The sequence below is a fragment of the Paenibacillus sp. FSL R7-0331 genome, assembly GCF_000758645.1.
In the GTDB taxonomy this organism is placed as follows: domain Bacteria; phylum Bacillota; class Bacilli; order Paenibacillales; family Paenibacillaceae; genus Paenibacillus_AQ; species Paenibacillus_AQ camerounensis.
Genome location: NZ_CP009284.1, coordinates 4,765,523 through 4,785,313 on the forward strand (window position 1 = coordinate 4,765,523; position 19,791 = coordinate 4,785,313).

At 52.0% G+C, this 19,791-nt stretch carries 19 protein-coding genes; 4 read left to right on the forward strand and 15 right to left on the reverse strand.

Translation table 11 applies throughout. The features are described 5' to 3' along the window. Positions 1–13: 13 nt before the first annotated feature. The 3 genes from spoIIIAB to R70331_RS20650 all read right to left on the reverse strand — a co-directional run bounded on the left by spoIIIAB (position 14) and on the right by R70331_RS20650 (position 1,873). Positions 14–532, reverse strand: a complete 519-nt coding sequence (spoIIIAB, locus tag R70331_RS20640; RefSeq protein ID WP_042182963.1) for a stage III sporulation protein SpoIIIAB — start codon at positions 530–532, stop codon at positions 14–16. Next, the gene (spoIIIAA, locus tag R70331_RS20645; protein WP_042178614.1) at positions 525–1,526 is read right to left on the reverse strand and encodes a stage III sporulation protein AA; all 1,002 of its coding nucleotides are present in this window, start codon (positions 1,524–1,526) and stop codon (positions 525–527) included. The genes spoIIIAB and spoIIIAA overlap by 8 nt, the downstream gene beginning before the upstream one ends. A gap of 83 nt (positions 1,527–1,609) precedes the next feature. Beyond that, positions 1,610–1,873, reverse strand: coding sequence for a YqhV family protein (locus R70331_RS20650; RefSeq protein WP_425280448.1), 264 nt, complete (start codon positions 1,871–1,873; stop codon positions 1,610–1,612). Positions 1,874–2,096: 223 nt separating this feature from the next. On the opposite strand from R70331_RS20650, the gene R70331_RS20655 reads away from it, so the two are divergent. Then, complete coding sequence (locus R70331_RS20655) at positions 2,097–2,963, forward strand: YitT family protein (RefSeq protein ID WP_042178617.1); 867 nt, start codon at positions 2,097–2,099, stop codon at positions 2,961–2,963. A 66-nt stretch (positions 2,964–3,029) separates the two neighbouring features. Here the strand turns inward: R70331_RS20655 and R70331_RS20660 are convergent, their stop codons facing one another. The 4 genes from R70331_RS20660 to R70331_RS20680 form a co-directional block, all read right to left on the reverse strand. Beyond that, positions 3,030–4,283: an aspartate kinase gene (locus R70331_RS20660; RefSeq protein ID WP_042178619.1), complete on the reverse strand. Its 1,254-nt coding sequence runs from the start codon at positions 4,281–4,283 to the stop codon at positions 3,030–3,032. 347 nt (positions 4,284–4,630) lie between these two features. Next, positions 4,631–5,188 (reverse strand): elongation factor P, encoded by a 558-nt coding sequence (gene efp, locus R70331_RS20670; protein ID WP_042178624.1) that lies wholly within the window; start codon positions 5,186–5,188, stop codon positions 4,631–4,633. A 47-nt stretch (positions 5,189–5,235) separates the two neighbouring features. Beyond that, entirely contained in the window at positions 5,236–6,306 is a 1,071-nt protein-coding gene (locus R70331_RS20675; protein WP_042178625.1) for a M24 family metallopeptidase, read from the reverse strand. 74 nt (positions 6,307–6,380) lie between these two features. After that, positions 6,381–6,872 carry a YqhR family membrane protein gene (locus R70331_RS20680; RefSeq protein ID WP_042178627.1) on the reverse strand — a complete coding sequence of 164 codons (492 nt, stop codon included), beginning with the start codon at positions 6,870–6,872 and terminating at the stop codon, positions 6,381–6,383. Between the two features lie 207 nt (positions 6,873–7,079). Between R70331_RS20680 and R70331_RS20685 the strand changes: the two genes are divergently transcribed. Together R70331_RS20685 and R70331_RS20690 are read left to right on the forward strand one after the other, a co-directional pair. After that, entirely contained in the window at positions 7,080–8,033 is a 954-nt protein-coding gene (locus R70331_RS20685) for a DUF1385 domain-containing protein (protein ID WP_156131259.1), read from the forward strand. Positions 8,034–8,040: 7 nt separating this feature from the next. Next, complete coding sequence (locus R70331_RS20690; RefSeq protein ID WP_042178631.1) at positions 8,041–8,382, forward strand: hypothetical protein; 342 nt, start codon at positions 8,041–8,043, stop codon at positions 8,380–8,382. A gap of 85 nt (positions 8,383–8,467) precedes the next feature. Here the strand turns inward: R70331_RS20690 and R70331_RS20695 are convergent, their stop codons facing one another. The 3 genes from R70331_RS20695 to mntR all read right to left on the reverse strand — a co-directional run bounded on the left by R70331_RS20695 (position 8,468) and on the right by mntR (position 11,752). Next, positions 8,468–9,409 (reverse strand): patatin-like phospholipase family protein, encoded by a 942-nt coding sequence (locus R70331_RS20695; protein ID WP_042178633.1) that lies wholly within the window; start codon positions 9,407–9,409, stop codon positions 8,468–8,470. A gap of 65 nt (positions 9,410–9,474) precedes the next feature. After that, complete coding sequence (locus tag R70331_RS20700) at positions 9,475–11,127, reverse strand: family 10 glycosylhydrolase (RefSeq protein ID WP_042178635.1); 1,653 nt, start codon at positions 11,125–11,127, stop codon at positions 9,475–9,477. Positions 11,128–11,326: 199 nt separating this feature from the next. Next, positions 11,327–11,752 carry a transcriptional regulator MntR gene (gene mntR, locus R70331_RS20705; RefSeq protein WP_042178642.1) on the reverse strand — a complete coding sequence of 142 codons (426 nt, stop codon included), beginning with the start codon at positions 11,750–11,752 and terminating at the stop codon, positions 11,327–11,329. A gap of 191 nt (positions 11,753–11,943) precedes the next feature. On the opposite strand from mntR, the gene splB reads away from it, so the two are divergent. Next, entirely contained in the window at positions 11,944–13,020 is a 1,077-nt protein-coding gene (splB, locus tag R70331_RS20710; RefSeq protein WP_042178644.1) for a spore photoproduct lyase, read from the forward strand. A 9-nt stretch (positions 13,021–13,029) separates the two neighbouring features. Here splB and R70331_RS20715 read toward each other — a convergent pair whose 3' ends face one another. From R70331_RS20715 to metG, 5 genes are all read right to left on the reverse strand, one after another. After that, on the reverse strand, positions 13,030–13,743 hold the full coding sequence (locus R70331_RS20715; RefSeq protein ID WP_042178646.1) for a cytochrome c biogenesis CcdA family protein: 714 nt from the start codon (positions 13,741–13,743) through the stop codon (positions 13,030–13,032). A 64-nt stretch (positions 13,744–13,807) separates the two neighbouring features. Continuing rightward, complete coding sequence (locus R70331_RS20720) at positions 13,808–14,611, reverse strand: metal ABC transporter permease (protein WP_042178650.1); 804 nt, start codon at positions 14,609–14,611, stop codon at positions 13,808–13,810. A 686-nt stretch (positions 14,612–15,297) separates the two neighbouring features. Next, positions 15,298–16,047 (reverse strand): metal ABC transporter ATP-binding protein, encoded by a 750-nt coding sequence (locus R70331_RS20725; protein ID WP_039875261.1) that lies wholly within the window; start codon positions 16,045–16,047, stop codon positions 15,298–15,300. A 33-nt stretch (positions 16,048–16,080) separates the two neighbouring features. Beyond that, entirely contained in the window at positions 16,081–17,136 is a 1,056-nt protein-coding gene (locus tag R70331_RS20730) for a metal ABC transporter solute-binding protein, Zn/Mn family (protein ID WP_042178653.1), read from the reverse strand. A gap of 305 nt (positions 17,137–17,441) precedes the next feature. Continuing rightward, positions 17,442–19,466, reverse strand: coding sequence for a methionine--tRNA ligase (gene metG / locus R70331_RS20735; protein ID WP_042178654.1), 2,025 nt, complete (start codon positions 19,464–19,466; stop codon positions 17,442–17,444). Positions 19,467–19,791 lie beyond the last annotated feature (325 nt).

A 19,791-nucleotide genomic window follows, 5' to 3' on the forward strand; every position in this document is an offset into this window, starting at 1 on the left:
TCCTGGCACCTCGCTAAAAGATCAATATGACGATCAATACTCCAAGCAGCAGACCCAGGCTTTTGCTCATCTTTTCATATTTGCCCTGATCTTCTCTGGCCACTGTCTCCTCCTGCTTCAACTGCTGTAAAGCCAGCGCAATATGCGTGCTCTGATTCGACCTGTCGCTTGTGCCCAGGGTGCAGCTCAGCTGACGGATAATCTCTTTCTCCGCCCCCTTCAGGGAAGCGGACCGGAAATGCAGCTCCACCGCCCGCTGAAAGGCTTCCTCCGCCGTTCGGTTCAGCGGCGGGCTCATTTCTTCCGCTGCTGCGGTAAAGAAAGCCTGCAGCGGCCCCTTCGACTGCTGTCCGATTCGGTGCAGCGCCTCCGGCAGCGGCGTATAGCCGTAGAGAATCTCTGTCTCCAGCCGCTGCAGTGCGGCGATAAGCCCCCGGATGTTCCTTGGCCTGTCTGCATACTGGGCGGCCCGGGTGAACCCGGCCAGTGCGCCGGCTACCACTACCAGTACGGCACCCAGCAGCTTAAGCACGGCGTTCACCGCCCAGCTGGTCATCCGGTGTAATAAGGAGCAGCCCCCGCTTCTGCCCGTCCAGAATGCGGAAGGTAAGTCCGGCTTCCGTCCGGTTCAGAATGACATACCGCTCGAACATCCGGTGCTCCAGCAGTCCGCCGAGGCCCGGACGCCGGGCCAGCTCGGCCACTTCCTTGCCGTGTGCCGTGGCTACCACCGAGATTCCGGCGTGCAGCGCTTCGGTTACTGCTTCTGCATCCTCATGGCGGCCGATTTCATCAGCGACGAGCACCTCGGGCGAGAGGGAGCGGATCATCATCATCATTCCCTCCGCTTTCGGGCAGCCGTCGAGGATGTCAGTGCGCGGACCGACATCAAAGGCCGGGATACCCCGGCGGCTGCCGGCAATCTCCGAGCGCTCGTCCACGATGCCGACCTTGAGGCCGGGGCGGCTGCCGTCGCGCCCTGCAGTGCTGCCCGTGGAGATCTGCCTGGCGAGATCACGCAGCAGCGTGGTCTTGCCGTGCTGCGGAGGCGAGAGGATCAGCGTATGCATGATCCGCTGCCGGCCCCGCTCGACCAGATAGGGCAGCACGCTGTCGGCAATACCCGGAAGCTCGCGGGCAATCCGGACATTGAAGCCCGTAATGTCACGTAAATGCTCAACACCCCCTCCGCTGAGCACGGTCCGGCCGGAGAGGCCGATCCGGTGTCCGCCGGGGATCGTGATGAAGCCCTTGCGCAGCTCCTCTTCCATCGTATAGAGGGAATGGTTACTGATGAGATCCAGCAGCCGGTGTGTATCCTCCCGGCTTGGCTTGTACGCTTCTGCGGGCTGCTGGGTCAGGCTGCCGTTCCCGCAGAGGAAATGGTATTTGCCGGAGTAGTTAATCTCCAGCGGACGCCCTTCCCGGACTCTGACCTCTTCCAGCCGGGCAAGAAGATTGGCAGGCAATCCGCTCAGCAGGGCCCTTACTTTTTCGGGAAATAAGAAAAGCCAGTCATTAGCCATACAATGTACCCCCAAGCTGTCCTCTACTTTTCTAGCTTTATTCCATATTTATGCTTGTACCTGAGTTTTATGCCTATCATCTATCATTTTTTCAGAATACCGATTAAGAGAAAGGCTACACCGCAGCCAATCCAGCCCAGCTTGCCCCAGGAGAGCTCCTGGGCCATCCCTGTAAGCCCGACAGCAGTCGTCAGAATCAGAATCGTCGGACCAACCAATGCCAGTCCGGAATTCACCGCCAGCGCCTTGTCCACCTGGTTCAGCCTTAGCATTATCAGCGCCGCCGTAATCTCCACACTACCGGACAGCAGCCTCAGTACCGCCATCCAGCTTACATACTTGTCCAATCCGCTCAGCTCCTTTTTTAGGCTCTGCTTCCATGGATATGCGCAAGCTGTCCACTTTAGACAAGTGAAAATAGGTCGGAATAATAACATGTGTGAAAGAAATCATAGTGAAACTATTTATAAAAAAATATCATCAGTGTGATAAAATAAATTTGTTGTTGAGCAGAGGGAAATAGAAGTGCATCACGTTGGATAGACTAAATAAAAAGAGGGGAATTTCAGCATGCAAGTTCGTAATCTCGTAGTACCGCTAGTATCAAGCACAGCAGCCAAACAGATAAAAGATGTAACGGTCATCATTCTTTCAGCTTTTCTGGTAGCATGCGGGCTCCAGCTTTTCCTCATTCCGCATCAGCTGCTGAGCGGAGGGGTGGCAGGGACGGCTTCTATCATCGGCTATCTCACGAACCCGAAATATATTTCACTGTATTATTTTGCAATTAACTTTCCGATTCTAATCTGGGGCTTTGTGGCCGTAGGTAAAAAATATATCTGTCTGAGCATGCTGTCCGTCGTGGCTACTACCTGGTTTCTGACGGTCATCCCGGTCATTAAGCTGACCAAGGACCCGATACTGGCCAGTATTTTCGGCGGTGTCATCATTGCAAGCGGGGTGGGATTCTCGCTGAGGGCAGGAGGGTCTTCCGGGGGATTCGATATTCTGGGCTCCATCATTACCCGCAAACGCGATATTCCGATGGGCACTGTACTGTTCGTGATGGACGGGCTGGTCATCTTAAGCCTCGGTTTCTTCAAAAGCTGGGACTCTGCCCTCTACGCTATGCTTTGTATTTTTGTCAAAAGCAGAGTGGTGGATATGATTCATATCCGCCACGTCAAGCTGACCTGCTTCATCGTCACCAAGGAGCGTGAAAAGATGCTGAACCGGCTCACCCAGCTGCCCCACGGGGTTACTGTAGTGAACGCGGAGGGCGGTTACAGCCATGAGGGCAATACGATGCTGATGACCGTTACAACCCGGTATGAGCTGGCTGAGCTGCGGAAGACCATTCTCGAGACCGATCCGAAATCGTTCGTGAACGTGCTGGAAACGGTTGAGATCGTAGGCCGGTTCAGGCGGCTGGGTTAACAGAAAAAGCCTGCAAGCCACTGAAAACAGCGGCTTACAGGCTTTTTCTTATTCGTTATAGGCTGCTTATCTGCGGTCCTGAGGTCCGCCGACAAAGGCCTGCTCTTCTGTATCCAGATTGTAGGCAGTATGAAGCGCCTGGATAATCTGCGGAAGATTGCCGGACTCGATGACACAGGACACCTTAATTTCGGAGGTGCTGACCATCTTGATGCTGACGCCCTGGCCGGAGATCACTTCGAACATCTGCGCAGCTACACCCGGATGGCTGACCATGCCTGCACCGACAATCGATACCTTCACCAGACTATCCTCAGAGGTAACTTCACGGTAAGGCAGCTCGCTGTGCAGCCCTTCGATTACTTCTTTGGCCCGGGACAAATCGCCCAGCCCTACTGTAAAGGAAAAGTCGGCTGTGCCGTTCTGGACACCGCTCTGTACGATAATATCCACGTCAACGCCTTCAGCAGCCAGTTTGCCGAACACCTGGGCCAGTACGCCCGGCACATCCGGCACTCCCAGAATACTGATCCGCGCCACATTCTTGTCAAACGCTATCCCGCTTACTACGACTCCCTGTTCCATGCTTGCTTCCTCCTTCACAACAGTACCTTCATTATGATTAAAGCTTGATCTGACGACCAGCTTTACCTGATATCTTTTGGCATATTCTACAGCACGGGGGTGGAGTACCGCTGCGCCCAGATTGGCCAGCTCCAGCATCTCGTCATAAGAGATTTCCTTCAGCTTGCGTGCCTTCTTCACAATACGCGGGTCGGTGGAATAGATGCCGTCCACATCGGTATAGATTTCGCACACATCCGCTTTGATCGCCGCTGCAAGGGCAACTGCGGTGGTATCGGAGCCGCCGCGTCCCAGCGTCGTAATCTCGCCGTCCAGTGTCATTCCCTGGAAGCCGGCCACAATGACGATCTGCTCACGTTCCAGCGATTCCAGCACACGCCGCGGAACGATTTCATTGATCCGGGCCCGGCCGTGGGTTTCATCGGTGCGGAAGCCCGCCTGCCAGCCTGTATAAGAGACAGCATTTCTGCCGATCCCGTGCAGGGCGATAGACAGGAGCGCAACCGAGATCTGTTCTCCTGTGGTCATCAGCATATCCATTTCGCGTGACGGCGGCTGTTCATTCAGCGCTTTGGCCTGATCTATGAGATCATCTGTAGTATCTCCCATAGCGGATACAACCACAACGCAGCGGTGCCCTTCATCCTGCTTCTCTGCGATGCGCTTAGCGACCCGCTTCATGCGTTCAATGTCGCCGACGGAGCTGCCTCCGAATTTCATGACATAAAGTGACAAAGTCCCATTCACTCCCTATTTCGCTCTATCTAGCTTATATTTGGTTTAACGCTTTAACCCAGTATAATACGAAATTCACATCAAGCGTTAATGGTTTCACAAAAAAAAGCGCCCATTTTCAGAATATCCGTAATCTGTAGGATATACATAGAGCCGGACCCGCATTCAGCCGCGGGCTTGGTCCGAAGGAATAAACAGGTCGGCAGGGAATACACTCCGGACGCCTCTCTGCCTTCTCCGGCCGCAGCCCCATCATTTCGCAAGGATACTGCCGCATAAATAACAATAGCCTCCACCGCTGTATCCGGTAGAGGCTATTGTTATTGCAGCAGTTAATTACTCTTGTCCTACGCGCGGGAGATATATTTACCTTCGCGTGTATCGATCAGGAGAACGTCCCCTTCGTTAATGAACAGCGGAACCTGAACAGTATGACCAGTTTCCAGTGTAGCAGCCTTAGTTGCGCCTTGAGCAGTGTTGCCCTTAACACCCGGCTCGGTTTCAGTAACCTTCAGCTCAACGCTGGTAGGCAGGTTGATTCCGAGGATTTCGCCCTGGTAGCTTACAATGTTAACAGTCATGTTCTCTCTCAGGAAGTTAAGCTCCCATTCAAGCTGCTTGGCAGTCAGCTCGAACTGGTCGTAAGTTTCATTGTCCATGAATACATGCTCTGCACCGCTTGCATACAGGTATTGTACACCACGGTTTTCGATGATGGCGCGGCCGATGGTTTCGCCGGCACGGAAGGTACGCTCAACGGTGTTGCCGTTGCGCAGGTTCTTCAGCTTGGAGCGGACAAATGCCGCACCTTTACCCGGTTTTACGTGCTGGAAATCCAGAACGGTAAAGATATCGCCTTCTACCTCTACGGTAAGGCCTGTTTTAAAATCATTAACTGAAATCACTAAAAATCCCTCCTGGATCAATTATCAACTTGGTTGGTGTTGCAAAATTACAGTACCAGATAATCCTTCGACGAATGCGTCAGCAGCGTAATGCCGCTCTCTGTAATCACGATATCGTCTTCAATCCGTACGCCGCCGAGTCCGGACAGATAAATCCCCGGTTCAACGGTAACAACCATTCCCGGCTCCAGAATCTCATCAGCGAGCTTGGACAGCCGCGGCCATTCGTGAACCTCCATACCCAGGCCGTGCCCGGTGCTGTGGCCGAAGTACTCCCCATAGCCGTAACGGGTAATAATGTCGCGCGCCAGCGCATCCGCTTCACGGCCGGTCATGCCCGGCTTGATGTTAGCTAAGGTGTGCAGCTGTGCTTCAAGCACGACGTCATAGATTTCCTTCAGCTTCGGATCAGGCTTGCCCAGTGCAATCGTACGGGTTACATCCGAGCAGTATCCGTCCAGCAGCGCACCGAAGTCAAAGGTGACGAACTCATTGTTGCCGATTACCTTGCTGCTGGCTACACCGTGCGGCATGGCCGAACGTTCACCTGAAGCAACAATGGTGTCAAACGAGGACGAGGTAGCGCCATGGGTGCGCATGAAGAATTCCATTTCCAGATCCACATCGCGCTCAGTCATTCCGGGCTTGATCACATTGAGGATATGGCTGAAGGTGGCATCGGCCAGATCAGCCGCACGCTGCATAACAGCCAGCTCTTCCTCATCCTTGAACATCCGCAGATTCTCAACCGCCTTGGAGGCCGGAACCAGCTCTGCCGGTTTAAGTGCTGCAGCATAGGCTGTGTATGCGCTGAAAGTGACGTCATCCTGTTCAAAGCCGACACGCACACTTCCGCCTTGCGTCAGCAGCTCACGCACCGTGTCGATAAACTTCGGACCATGCTGTACAACCTTGAGGCCGGTCACCTGCTCCGCAGCCTGAGTCATGTAGCGGAAGTCCGTCAGCAGATAGCTTTCATCACCAGTGACTAAGACATAACCGGAAGAGCCGGTGAATCCGCTCAGATAGCGACGGTTATACCCGCTGGTAATTAACATTGCATCCAATCCCAGATCCTGCAAAACCTTACGCAGCTTGGAGACGCGCTTGTTGCCCATTTTCATTCTCCTCTCGAAATAGCCACATTGTATTTTAACATAGGGTCATGCCCTTGAGAAGTTTTTTCGGGCGTTCAGGCCAGCTTTGTCCGCTGTTCGCGTTTTCGCTCATCCGTATACTCGATTGCCGCCGTATAGCCGATGAATAATCCCCAGAGTAAAAAGATGCAAAACTCACTGATGACAGAGTTCCAGGGGAGCTTAAACATGGGCTGCTGCAGAAACGGCCATGAGCCCGCCAGGAAGATTCCCGCCCACCACAGCACACCGTACAGCATTCCCGGCCAGGGTCCTTTCAGCTTACGGAACAGGAGTACATAGATCAGAGAAGCTATTACAGAGAACAGGATATAAAAGAGATACCCGACCAGCTGCCCGGCGGGCTTCATTAAAAAGGCATGCTGAAAAAAAGGCTCGGCCAAAAAGCCCGGTATCACCTTTGTAAAACGAAAAACATAGATCAGCCAGCGGATACCTCCCCAGATCAATCCGGCAAAAATACCCAGTTCGATCGCGAAAAACCAGGGGTTTGTATGTTCTGATGCCTGCTTGCCTGCTTTACTCATTATATTGCCTCGCTTTCACCTGTTAATTGGCGTTGCTGCTTCTCCAGTCCCTGTATGCTAGTATGCTCAGGAAAAGCCAATCCAACTAGCAATGTAAGCATAAATTAGTTACAATGGTTTATATCAATTATAATATAATGCGGGAAGGTGAATTGGTTGTCCCAGGAAACTCCCAGTTACGGCGGCCAAGCCGTTATCGAAGGCGTCATGTTCGGCGGCAAGCATATCAACGTAACAGCCGTACGGCGGAAGAATCAGGAAATTACATTTTTGGAGGTGCCGAAGAGCGATAAGAGCTGGGTCATTAAACTGCGCAAGATTCCGCTGCTTCGCGGCATTGTCAGTATTATAGATTCCAGCGCCAAAGGCTCGAAGCATCTGAATTACTCGGCAGAATCATTCGCTGAGGATGAGACAGAGCCTGAGGAAGCGGCTAAGCAGAAGGATACAGCCAAGGAGAAGAAGAAGGATGAAGGCTGGAGCCTCGGCATGATTTTCGGGGTTGCGGTGATGGGGATTTTGTCATTCCTGTTCGGCAAGCTGATCTTTACCCTGGTTCCGGTTTTTATAGAGACGTATCTGTTCGAGGGTGTAATTAACAACTATATTCTGCGCAACCTTGTGGAAGGGGCGATCAAGCTGATTCTGCTGCTTGTCTACCTGACCGCTATTTCACAAACTCCGGTCATCAAACGGCTCTTCCAGTATCACGGCGCCGAGCACAAGGTCATAAGCGCCTTTGAAGCCGGTGAAGAATTAACCGTCGAGAACGTTCAGAAATACAGCCGTCTGCATTACCGCTGCGGCAGCAGCTTTATGATGCTGACCATTATCCTCGGCGTCGTAATCTATTCTGTGTTCCCTTGGAGCAGCCTTACTGAACGAGTCCTTCAGCGTATTATTCTGCTTCCGGTTGTCATTGGTGTTTCATTTGAGGTCTTGAAGGGAACCAACGCGGTCCGCGATGTTCCATGGCTGAAGTATTTAGGTTACCCAGGACTTTGGCTCCAGTTGCTGACAACCAAGGAACCTAAAGATGATATGGTTGAAGTATCGATTGCATCATTTAACCGGATGCGTGAGCTGGACGCCATGATTGAAGCTAAAGGCTATATTGATGAAAGTGTGTCCGGCGGTGTATTGGATCCTGCGAAAGGATGATTGCCCTATGATCAGGCATGCTTTAGTTTTTTGGATTTCCGTTTTACTGGGCGCTTACGGTCTGTTCTTCGGAGTTGTGAACTACGGACTAAGCTGGCTATTCTGGGAACTGCTCCCCAGCTTCATTCTGGTTGGGCTGCTGTACTTTGCTTACAGGCTGATTATGAAGGACCAGGCTTACGGCTCCCGCCGCTCCGGACCAAAGGTTAAGCCGTCCCAGAAAACAATGGCCAAGGTAGCCGGAGTCCGTAAGACCCAGGCTGCTTCCGGCAAACGTAAAACGTATCCGTTCCAGGTGATTGAAGGCAGTAAAGGCAAGAACGACGACCAGCTGCCTAAATATCATTAGAATAACAGTAAAGCATCCCGGTGCTGCTAAGGCAGTCATGCGGGATGCTTTTTTTTGTATCATCATGAAATCTTCCTGTGCCACATTACAGTCGATGCCTGTGAGGCCGCCATTCCCGGAAGAACGCTTCCCCGGCCTTCATACCCGCTGTATACAGCTCCTCACTCTCCTGCGCCGTGAGATGAAACTGTGTGGTAGAAATGCCAAGCGTCGGAATTTTGACTGTGCGCACGAACTTCTCCGTCTCAATATACCTTTCATCGTGCGCGGACAGCATTGTTCCAACCAGCGCCTGCAGCATTGTGAAAGGGCCGGTAATCGAGTGCGGCTGTGCTTCGGTCTTCCCGATGAGCTGATAGCCGACCGTCGGCGTCCGGCGTTCAGGGCTTTTGAAACCGGCCTCCTTCTCTTCAAACAGCCACAAAGGGAAATTACTCAGCACCCCTCCGTCCACTACATAAACGAATTGCTCCATGAAGCTCTTCCCTTGGGCCGCACGCCCGTTCAGACGCAGCAATACAGGATCAAAGAAATAAGGAATACTGCAGCTCATCCGTACTGCCTTGGCGACTTCAAAGCTGCCCGGAGATATCCCGTATTCCGGCAAATCATCCGGCAGGACAATGATCCGGCCGTTGGTAATATCCGAGGCGATGACCGACAGCTTGCCGCGGGGGAGATCACTGAAAGTGACAATGCCTTTATTCCGCAGAATACTGCGGACCCAGCTCTCCAGCGCTTCCCCGGAATACAGCCCTTTTTTGATCATGACCCGCAATGCCGGGCCGATTAAAGCCGTGTTGTACAGCATTCCCCGCTTCAGAAAAGAGGTGAATGGAGTCTGTCTGATAATCCGGCTCATATCCTCCCCGTTATAGCCTGCTGCGAGGAATGAAGCAATGATAGAGCCGGAGGAGGTTCCCGCCACTCTTTTAAAGACACCCCCTGCCCGCTCCGTAGCTTCAACCGCTCCGGCCAGTGCAATTCCTTTTACCCCGCCGCCCTCAAAGACTGCATTGATCTCCATACACAGTAATCCCCCGTTCCATAGATCTATTGCTTATCTATGAGCACGGGGGAGCATTCATGCTTCTATGATTTAAAATAAAAGGCCAGCAGGCTCGCAAGCCCGTACGGATTACGGACTGCAATATCATTGGCGCGGAACATAATGCTTCCGGCCACTTCCTCGTACTTATCGTTGTACTTCAGCTGATTAATAATCTGCTCACCGCTCTGCCATTCCGCGGTCTGCTTCGTATCGCCAACCTTATAGGCGGCCTGGCCAATGTACAGCTTGACTCCTGTGCCTTTAACCTCATCTACCCACCAGTCGACGAGCTTGTCGTAGCGGGCGGCAGAGAACGACAGGCTCCAGTAAATCTGCGGGGCGATATAGTCAATCCAGCCGTTCTTGATCCAGGTGCGCGTATCCGCATACATATCATCATAGGCTGTTACGCCTGCCGTTGTATCCGAACCGGAGCTGTCGGCTTTTTTGTTGCGCCAGACACCGAACGGGCTCACCCCGTAAGAAACGGACGGCTTGGCAGTATGAATCTCCTGGCCCAGCTGGCGGATGAACTGATTAATATTATCACGCCGCCAGTCTGCCTTACTGGATATTGCTGAAGCATTATATGCTTTGAACGCCGCATCATCCGCAAAGGTTACATTCGAGGGATAGAAATAATCGTCCAGATGCACACCGTCAATATCATAGCCCTTGACTACTTCCATTACGGTATCAATGATGTGCCGGCGGGCTTCCGGAATACCGGGGTTAATATACAGCTTGCTGTCTGCTTTGACAACCCAGTCCGGATGGACCTTGGACACATGATTGCCGGCCAGGCCTGCAAGGGTAGCGGCTGCTGTATCTGTTGTTGCCCGGAACGGGTTGAACCAGGCATGAATCTGTATTCCTCGCTGGTGTGCGGCGCTGACGATGTATTCCAGCGGATCATAATCCGGAACCTTTCCCTGTGTGCCGGTCAGCACCTTGGACCAGGGAACGATCTGCGAGGAATACAGGCTGTCTGCTGAGGGCCGCACCTGAACAAAGACTGCATTAAAGCCGGTTGCCTGCAGCTTGTCCAGCAAGCTGTCGAACTCCTGCTTCTGCTTCGCCGCATTATTCGCTGAAGACACGGACGGCCAGTCCAGGTTGAAGACGGTTGAGATCCAGGCTCCTTTCATTGCCTTCCCTGTGTTACCCGGCAATGTTGGTGCCGGAACAGATGGAACAGATGGAACCGGCACTGTTGGTACTGTAGGAACCGTAGGAGTCGAAGGGCCTGTAATCTCTGCATTGGAATACAGGGCAATATGCTTGGTCGCCTGATTCCATACCACCTGCAGGCCAAGCTGCTCACTTACAAACCGCAGCGGTACCATGACCCGGCCCTGCCGGATTTGTACCGAAGTATCCAGACGCACAGAAGCCGCATTCACGAGTGCCGTCTGCTTCCCGCTGGTCAGCTTCAGCACAGTCTCCCCCTTGCTGATGGTCGCTGTTTTGCTGCTCTGATCCCATGCAACCGCTGCGCCCAGCCCCTGGCTGACAACCCCTGCCGGTACCATCGTAACATTAGAAGCTGTAATATACGGCGGCACATCAGGACTGAGCATTTCCCCGTCCAGTTCAATTGTAATCTGAACGGCTGCCGCGCGGGCACCGGCCGGCCATACCGGCAGAAGCAGCATCAGCACCATTACTCCCAAAAGCCATTTACGGTAATTCATAGTTCCTCCCTGTTGTAAAAATAATAAAAACGGCCCTCTCGTCCTTATTCAAGGGAGAAGGCCGTTTCTTGCAAAACGGAGAAATACAAGTAAAAGTATAACAGTCTGCTATACTTTCTCATACTTCATTTAAGGACGTTATCCGTTTTGACGTAAAAAAACTGGAAAGGTTGCGGTATACCCTACAGAAACAAATTTTTTATGAATCGCTGACCAGCTCATTGTGAATATCATATAAGGTCTTCACGCGTTCCTCATCCCGGCGGAAATACTCCACCAGCGTCTCGATCCGCGTAATCGAATCCCAGCTCAGATGATGCTCGATGCCCTCGACATCCTTATAAATATGCTCCTGCTGTACTCCGATCAGGCCGAGGAATTCCTCCAGCAGCTCATGTCGGTCAACCAGCCGTTTTCCTACTTTTTTACCTTTGCTCGTCAGGACAAGCCCACGATATTTCTCATAGATGAGATATTCGTCCTTATCCAGTTTTTGGATCATCTTGGTTACAGAGGAGGGGTGTACTTCCAAGCCCTCGGCAATATCCGAAACCCGCGCATAACCCTTCTCGTCGATGAGCTTGTAAATGCGCTCCAAATAATCCTCCATGCTGGGTGTTGGCATTAAAGTTTACCTCTTTTCTATAATGAGCGTGGCACTGGGGCCGAGCCTTGCTCTAACAATGATACATGTTTCTGCCGTCCCTTGGCAAGTCCCCCGGTCTCCGCTTCACCCCGTTAACGATGTTTACCATGATTTCTGCGCACCCCACAATGGCATAATAAAGGCATGCTTTACGGAAGGAGTGTGAGTTCATGACAATCGCCGTTCCAGAACGTCCCCCTGTCAAAAGAAAGCCGAGGCCTACCGGTCTTTTTATCCCCGAGCTTGTGTTTTTTGAGCCGGATGCCTTGAACTACCCCAAAGGGGAGCAGATTATGCAGTGGGTCAAAGCTCAAAACATCCCCTACCGGATGACCACCTCGCATAACCGGATAACGAATTTGCCCGGTGAAGGTGAGCTGGAGCAGTACAAAATAGCCAAACGGACACTTGTGGTGGGCCTGCGCAAAACGCTCACTTTTGACCAGTCCAAGCCATCCGCTGATTATGCCATCCCCATCGCCACCGGCTGTATGGGCCACTGCCATTATTGTTATCTGCAGACCACGCTGGGCGCGAAGCCCTATATAAGAGTATATGTAAATACAGGAGATATCCTGGATGCCGCCAAAAAATATATCACTGAACGCGAACCGGAAATCACCACGTTTGAAGCTGCCTGTACGTCCGACCCGCTTGGGCTGGAGCATATTACCGGCTCGCTGGCTGAGCTGATTACGTTCATGGCTGATGAGCCGCTGGGCCGGCTGCGCTTTGTTACCAAGTATCAGCATGTCGATCCGCTCCTTGAGCTCAAGCATAACGGGCATACCCGCATCCGTTTCAGTATCAATGCCGACTATGTCATCAAAAACTTCGAGCCCGCCACCGCACGTTTTGAGGAACGCATTGAGGCTGCCGGAAAGGTTGCACGCGCCGGTTATCCGCTCGGGTTCATCATCGCACCGATTATCTGGCATGACGGCTGGGAGGAAGGCTATGCGGAGCTGCTGGCCAAGCTGGCAAAAACGATGCCGCCAGGTACCGGCAAAGGCTTGACCTTCGAAATGATCCAGCACCGGTTCACCAAGACAGCCAAGACAGTTATTGAGAAGCGTTATCCCAAATCCAAGCTGGAAATGGATATCGAGAAGCGCAAGAAAAAATGGGGCCGCTGGGGGCAGAACAAATATGTCTATCCCGATGAACAGCAAACCGCCCTGCGCGAATTCATCACAGAGCGGATTTTTGAACATTTTCCGGAGGCCGGCATTGATTATTTCACCTAAAACTGCCTGCTAAAATTTCAGCCAATCCGGCGTAATGCCCTGCAGCCAAATGGTAATGCGGAACATCTGGTCCGTAAACAGCAGAATGCCCATCAGAACCATAAGCGCACCGCCTGCCTTCATCAGCATATTAGAATATTTCAGGATACGCCGGGCTCCGCCGATGAAAAAGGCCAGTACAAAAAACGGAAGGGCAAAACCGGTACAATAAGCAGTTATCAACGGGAACCAGGCGCCCTGATCACTGGCAGAAAGTGCGATGATCGGCGCCAGAATAGGTCCGATGCATGGCGACCAGCCAGCCGAGAAGCCAATGCCCAGAATAAATGAGCCCAGGTATCCTGCCGGTTTCCATTTTAAATTAAGCTTATATTCACGAAGCAGGAACTTAGGCTGAAAAATCCCGAGCAGGAATAATCCCATAACCATAACCAGAATGGCCGACAATTGGCGGATTAAATCCCGCTGCTCCTTAAATACTTCACCCACCAGACCGGCTCCAAAGCCGATCGTATAGAATACCGCAGATAAGCCCAAAATAAAAGCCAGCGTATGCGAGAGGGTCCGGAAACGGACCTCTTTGCTGTTGCTGCCGCTTTTAAGCTGCTGCACTGAAAGGCCTGTAATATAGGAAAGGTATGAGGGGTAGAGCGGCAGACAGCAGGGCGAGATAAACGATGCTACACCGGCGGCAAAAGCAATTCCTGCATTCACATTGGACAAGCGGCAGCTCTCCTTCCGGACTTAAGCTGAATAGGCATCAGCGTATCTGATGCTGGAGCAGAGTCTAGGCTGGCAGTCCTTTTTTGCCGATAAGGGTCAGGGCAAGCAGTGCGATAAGCAGCAGAACAATCGTTGCCCCCGGGGCAAGATTCCACACGCCGGCTACCACCAGACCGCCGACCACGGCGATTTCCGCGATAACGACAGACAGGACAACAGAGGACTTAAAGCTGCGGGACAGCAGCAGACTGATGGCCACCGGAATGGTCAACAGCGCAGATACGAGCAGTGAACCGACAATTTTAATCGCTGTGCTGATTACAAGCGCCGTTAGCACCGTAATGAGCATATTGAGCAGCTTAACCGGCAGGCCGCTGACACTCGCCGCATCCTCCTCAAAGCTGAGCAGGAAAAACTCCTTGAAGAACAGCGCCACTACGACAACTACTGCAATAGTAACTATACCGACTACAACCAGATCCGTGTTATCCAGCGTGTAGATGCTTCCGAACAAATAGCTCATAACATCCGCATTGTAGCCTTTGCCTAATGTGAAAAACAATGATGCCAGCGCCACACCGCCTGACATAATGATCGCGATCGACAGCTCGGCATAGCTCTTATACGCTTTACGAAGCTTTTCGATGGCAAACGAGGCTAATACAGCAAAGATCAGGCCTGCCCCAAGCGGATAAAAGCCGGTCAGAAAACCGAGCGCCACCCCGGCAATCGTAACATGCGCCAGCGTATCCCCGATCATGGACAAGCGTCTTAACACAAGAAAAACGCCGATCAGCGGCGCCGTAATTCCAATCATCAGCCCGCCCGCGAGCGCCCGCTGAAAAAAGTCACTAAATAGGATTTGCAAGATGATATCTCCTCTTAAATAATTAGAAACAAACCAACCCTTTATAAAGCGTTTCGATCCCTCCCAAACCCTCCCTTCCAAGGGAGGGCCCCAAGGGCTCTGTCCTCTGGACACCCGTTTAAGTGCAACTGGCGTAGGCGATTCGCCTTGTGGCATCTAGGTGCGATGAGGAAAGATCGCTTTCGTCCCTTACAGGGACACGCTTTACGTTTGGAGGTGTTTAGGTACACACTATCAGATCAGACTTAAGTGTAGTTTGTGCAACTAAATCCGGCAAAAACGCGGCTTATGAAAGAATAGATGTAGTTTGTGCAGCTATTTCGGTGAATAAAGGCAATTTCGGTCGTTTTCAGCAAAAATAAGTGTACAGAGTGCAGTTAAAACCTGCAACTGAGCTCAATCGCAGGTTTTAGTTGCACAAATTACAGTTATTTAGGCCACAGCCTCATTAACTAGTATTAATACTCGCATACAACTGGTACAGCATAGTCACTTAATTCGTCCAGCTTACTTGTAGCGCATGTAGCATGGTTAGTTTCAAGACTTCAGCACCTTCCAGCGCATAGCTCTCTTACATACACCACATATAACACCTTTGTTCTACTAGTTTAGCCTACTTATTGCGTATTTAACACTATTACTTTACTAGCATTAGCTTAGCAGGACTTGCATAGGCAATGCCTTCTTTAGGCCAGTGTATGCTGGAGGTCCTCGGCTGCACAGTTCTGGGCATCATGGGAGTGGCGGCAGTAGAAATTGATTTTACCATTTGTCTGTACCGGCTCATTGCCCAGATAGCTCTTGATCATGTCGATATCATGCGACACCATCAGGAAGGTCATGTGGTGATGGGCATGCATATGGAAGATGAGCTCAAAAAATCCGGCTTGTGTCTCCGCATCAATTCCAACCGTAGGTTCGTCCAGAATCAGCAGATCCGGATGGTTAATCAGCGCACGGGCCAGGAAGACGCGCTGCTGCTGGCCGCCGGAGAGCTGACCGACTCGTTTGTCCGCAATATCCTGAATCCGCATCACTTCCAGTGCGTCGTCACACTGGCGGTGCTGGGCTTTGGATACACGGCGGATCAGGTTTTTGTTATTGTACAGTCCGGACAGAACAACCTCGCGTACAGTTGCCGGGAACAGCGGGTTAAAGGCATTCTTCTGCGGAACATAGCCGATCCGTTCCCAGTCTTTGAATTTGCGTACAGACTGGCCGAACAGCTTGATATCGCCGCTGGTTGGCGGCAGCAGGCCCACAATCATTTTCATCAAAGTGGTTTTACCCGCGCCGTTGGAACCGATAATGCCAAGGAAATCCCGCTCCTTCACGGTGTAGCTCAGACCGGAAATGACCTTCTGCTCTCCGTAAGAGAAGGACAAATCCTCTATTTCAATCATATGCTGATGGCAGTCCAGGGATACCGGTTGCATGATGTGTACCGCCTTTCACTTATACTTTCCTTACTATTGTAAAGCCAGAATCAGATTTTGCAAATTTTTCTCCATTAAAGTGAAATAATTATCGCCGTTCTTCTCCTGGGCTTCAGTAAGACCTTCAACCGGATTAAGCACCATAGTCTCTACTCCGGCTTCAGCCGCCAGTGTTTTAGCCAGCTTATCGGAGACAAGCTCTTCAAAGAAGATGTACTTGATGCCTTCATCCTTAACCAGGTTCGCCAGATTCACGAGATCCTGCCCGCGCGGCTCAGCATCCGGCGACAATCCCATGATTGCGTGCTGGCTCAGACCGTAATCACGTGCCAGATAAGCAAAAGCCTGATGAGAAACGACAATTTCTTTATTCGGAAGCTTCGCAAGCTCCGTCTCAAATTTACTGTCAAGAGCCTGCAGGCGTTCAGCCAGCTTGCTGTAACGCTCTTCATAGCCTGCTTCATGCTCTGGATCAGCAGCAATCAGGCTGTTCTTAATGTTCTCAGCCATGATCAGCGCTGATTTTGGGCTTACCCATGTGTGCGGGTCCGTATGCAGGCTGTCCCCGGCTGCCTCTTCCGCATGATTATCAGCATGCTCATCTTCAGTGTGCTCGTGTTCGTGAGCATCTTCAGCGTGTGATTCTTCAGCATGCTCATCTTCGGCGTGGGCTTCTCCGCCATGGTTGTGGCCATCATCCTCGTCAGTCATGATGTAGTCTACGCCCTCACTGACTGCAACAGCCTTAACTTCACTGCCTTTGTCCAGACTCTTCAAAAAATTCGGCACCCAGCCCTCAAGTCCTGCGCCGTTGTACAGAAACAGCTGGGACTTCGAAGTGTTAATGATATCCTGGCTCCGCGGAGTCCAGTCATGCGGCTCTACCCCTACTGGAAGCAGATTAATCGCATTGATGTCATCCCCGCCAATTTCACTTGTGAATTCATATATAGGATAGAAAGTAGTCACAACATTCACTTTACCCTCAACAATGCTTCCGCCGGACTTAGCTCCGCATGCCGTAAGCACCAGCAGTGCCAGCAATGCCGGCATGAGCAGCAATTTCTTGGTTAACCCTGTAAAAAACATATTCTCTATCGACCCCTTAAATCGTAAATTTTACTATGAGCATTATAATAGTAATCGTTACGATAAGTCAACACCGAACTCTCCCGCTCAAAGAAATCTGTTACAACCTGCCTACCACACAGCTAATAAAGGACATTTTCCATATCAGAACAAAAGAACGCCTGCAGCCGGTGAAAGCTCCTACGTCTTATCAACAAGGGCTTTTCATCTCGGCATGCGGCGTTCTTCTATATGTTCTGATATCAATTCCGGCTTACGCCGAAATCAGCAGCTTTGCTGTACAAATATCTATAACTGATACCATCCTACTTCACAACTGCTCCATTAGGCATGCTGTCCGGAACAGTGGCGATGGTCAGCTGGTCGCCCTTAGAGGCTGCCAGTATCATGCCCTGGGACAGTTCACCGCGCAGCTTCACCGGCTTCAGATTAACGATGCAGATCACCTTGCGGCCCACCAGCTCTTCCGGGGTATAGAACTTGGCAATGCCCGATACCACCTGGCGCTGCTCATAACCGAGATCCAGCTGCAGCTTCAGCAGCTTGTCAGCCTTCTTCACCGGCTCAGCCGCGATCACCTGGGCTACGCGCAGTTCAGCCTTAGCGAAGTCGTCGATGCCGATCTCTTCCTTATGCTCTTCCTCCGGCTCAGCCGCATTTCCAGCAGCCTCAGCTGCGGCTGGCACTGCTTCAGGCTCGGCTGCCGCCGGCTTGCCTGCGCCCATCGCTTCAGCGATGTAGGCTACTTCTACGGCTACGTCAAGCCGCGGGAAAATCGGATCACCTTTGGCAAGCTTCGTACCGGCCGGAATCAGGCCGAAGGTACGTCCGCTGTCCCAGGTAGTCAGCCCGCCCGGCTGAATGCCCAGCTGCTCCCAGATCTTGGCCGGAGCACCGGTCAGGAACGGCTGCAGCAGGATCGAAGCGGTGCGCAGACCTTCCACCAGGTGTCTCATGACGGAGGCCAGCTCGCCGTTTCTGCTCTCATCCTTAGCCAGCACCCACGGCTGGGTTTCGTCGATGTATTTGTTCGTGCGGCTGATCAGCGCGCCGATAGCAGTCAGTGCAACGGAGAACTCCATCTTCTCCATCGCTTCTTCCACCTTGGCATAGGTGCTCTCTACAGCAGCCTCCAGCTCGCCGTCGAATGCCGTGACCTTGCCGGCGTAAGCCGGCAGCTCGCCGCCGAAGTATTTCTCAACCATAGCTCCGGTACGGTTCAGCAGGTTGCCGAGGTCGTTCGCCAGGTCGTAGTTGATCCGGTCGACGAAGCTTTCCGGAGTGAAGGTGCCGTCGGAGCCGAATGGAACCTCACGCAGCAGGTAGTAACGCAGCGCATCCAGACCGTAACGGTCAATCAGGGTCACCGGATCTACTACGTTCCCTTTGGATTTAGACATTTTTCCGTCCTTCATCAGCAGCCAGCCATGGGCAAACACCTTCTTAGGCAGCGGTTCACCCAGAGCCATCAGGATAATCGGCCAGTAGATGGTATGGAACCGGACGATTTCCTTACCGACAATATGCACATCCGCCGGCCAGAATTTGTCATACAGGCTGCGGTCAGCAGAACCGTAACCAAGGGCAGTGATGTAGTTAGTGAGCGCATCAATCCATACATACACTACATGCTTCGCATCACCTTTTACCTTAACACCCCAGTCAAAGGTTGTACGGGAAACGGCAAGATCCTCCAGACCCGGCTTGATGAAGTTATTGATCATCTCATTCTTACGTGATTCCGGCAGAATGAACTCCGGGTTCTCTTCGTAGAACTTAAGTAGGCGGTCAGCATATTTGCTCATCCGGAAGAAATAGCTTTCTTCTTTTACCAGCTCAACCGGGTGTCCGCTGTCCGGGCTTTTACCGCCGGTAATGTTCCCGTCCGCATCACGCTCAATATCCACCAGCTGTGTCTCCGTGTAGAAGGTTTCGTCAGAGATACAGTACCAGCCTTCATATTCACCTTTGTAGATGTCGCCCTGCTGCAGCAGCCGGTCAAAGATGTCCGCAACTATTGTCTTGTGGCGTTCCTCGGTAGTACGGATGAAATCGTCATTGGAAATATCCAGCTTGCGCCAGAGCTCCTTGATTCCTACCACAATACCGTCAACAAATTCCTGAGGTGTCTTGCCGGCCTTTGCAGCCTTTTCTTCAATCTTCTGGCCATGCTCGTCAGTACCGGTCAGATATCGCACCTCGTAGCCGCGCAGCCGTTTGTACCGGGCCATTGCATCACCGGCTACAGTCGAATAGGCATGCCCGATATGCAGCTTATCGCTTGGATAGTAGATAGGGGTTGTCAGATAAAATGTTTTGTTCTCACTCATTAATCCTGTTCATCCTTTCGTAATGGCACAATCTTATACAGCTCAGTTCACGCAAAAAACTCCCGCCCCTATATGGGGCGAGAGTTAACTCACGCGATACCACCCAAAGTTCCCCGGCCCCTCACAGAGCACAGGCTTATTCAGTCCCTTATTCATGAACTGTCCATTAACGCTGGATCACGCCGTGTTCTTACAATTGACCGCAGGTATCACAGTCCCTTGCTCGGGCACAGTTCCTCCCGGACCATCTTCAATCTGTGCACCATACCGGTTCCCAGCACTCCCGGCTCTCTGCAATGGCCAACCTGATCTACTCATCCGTTCC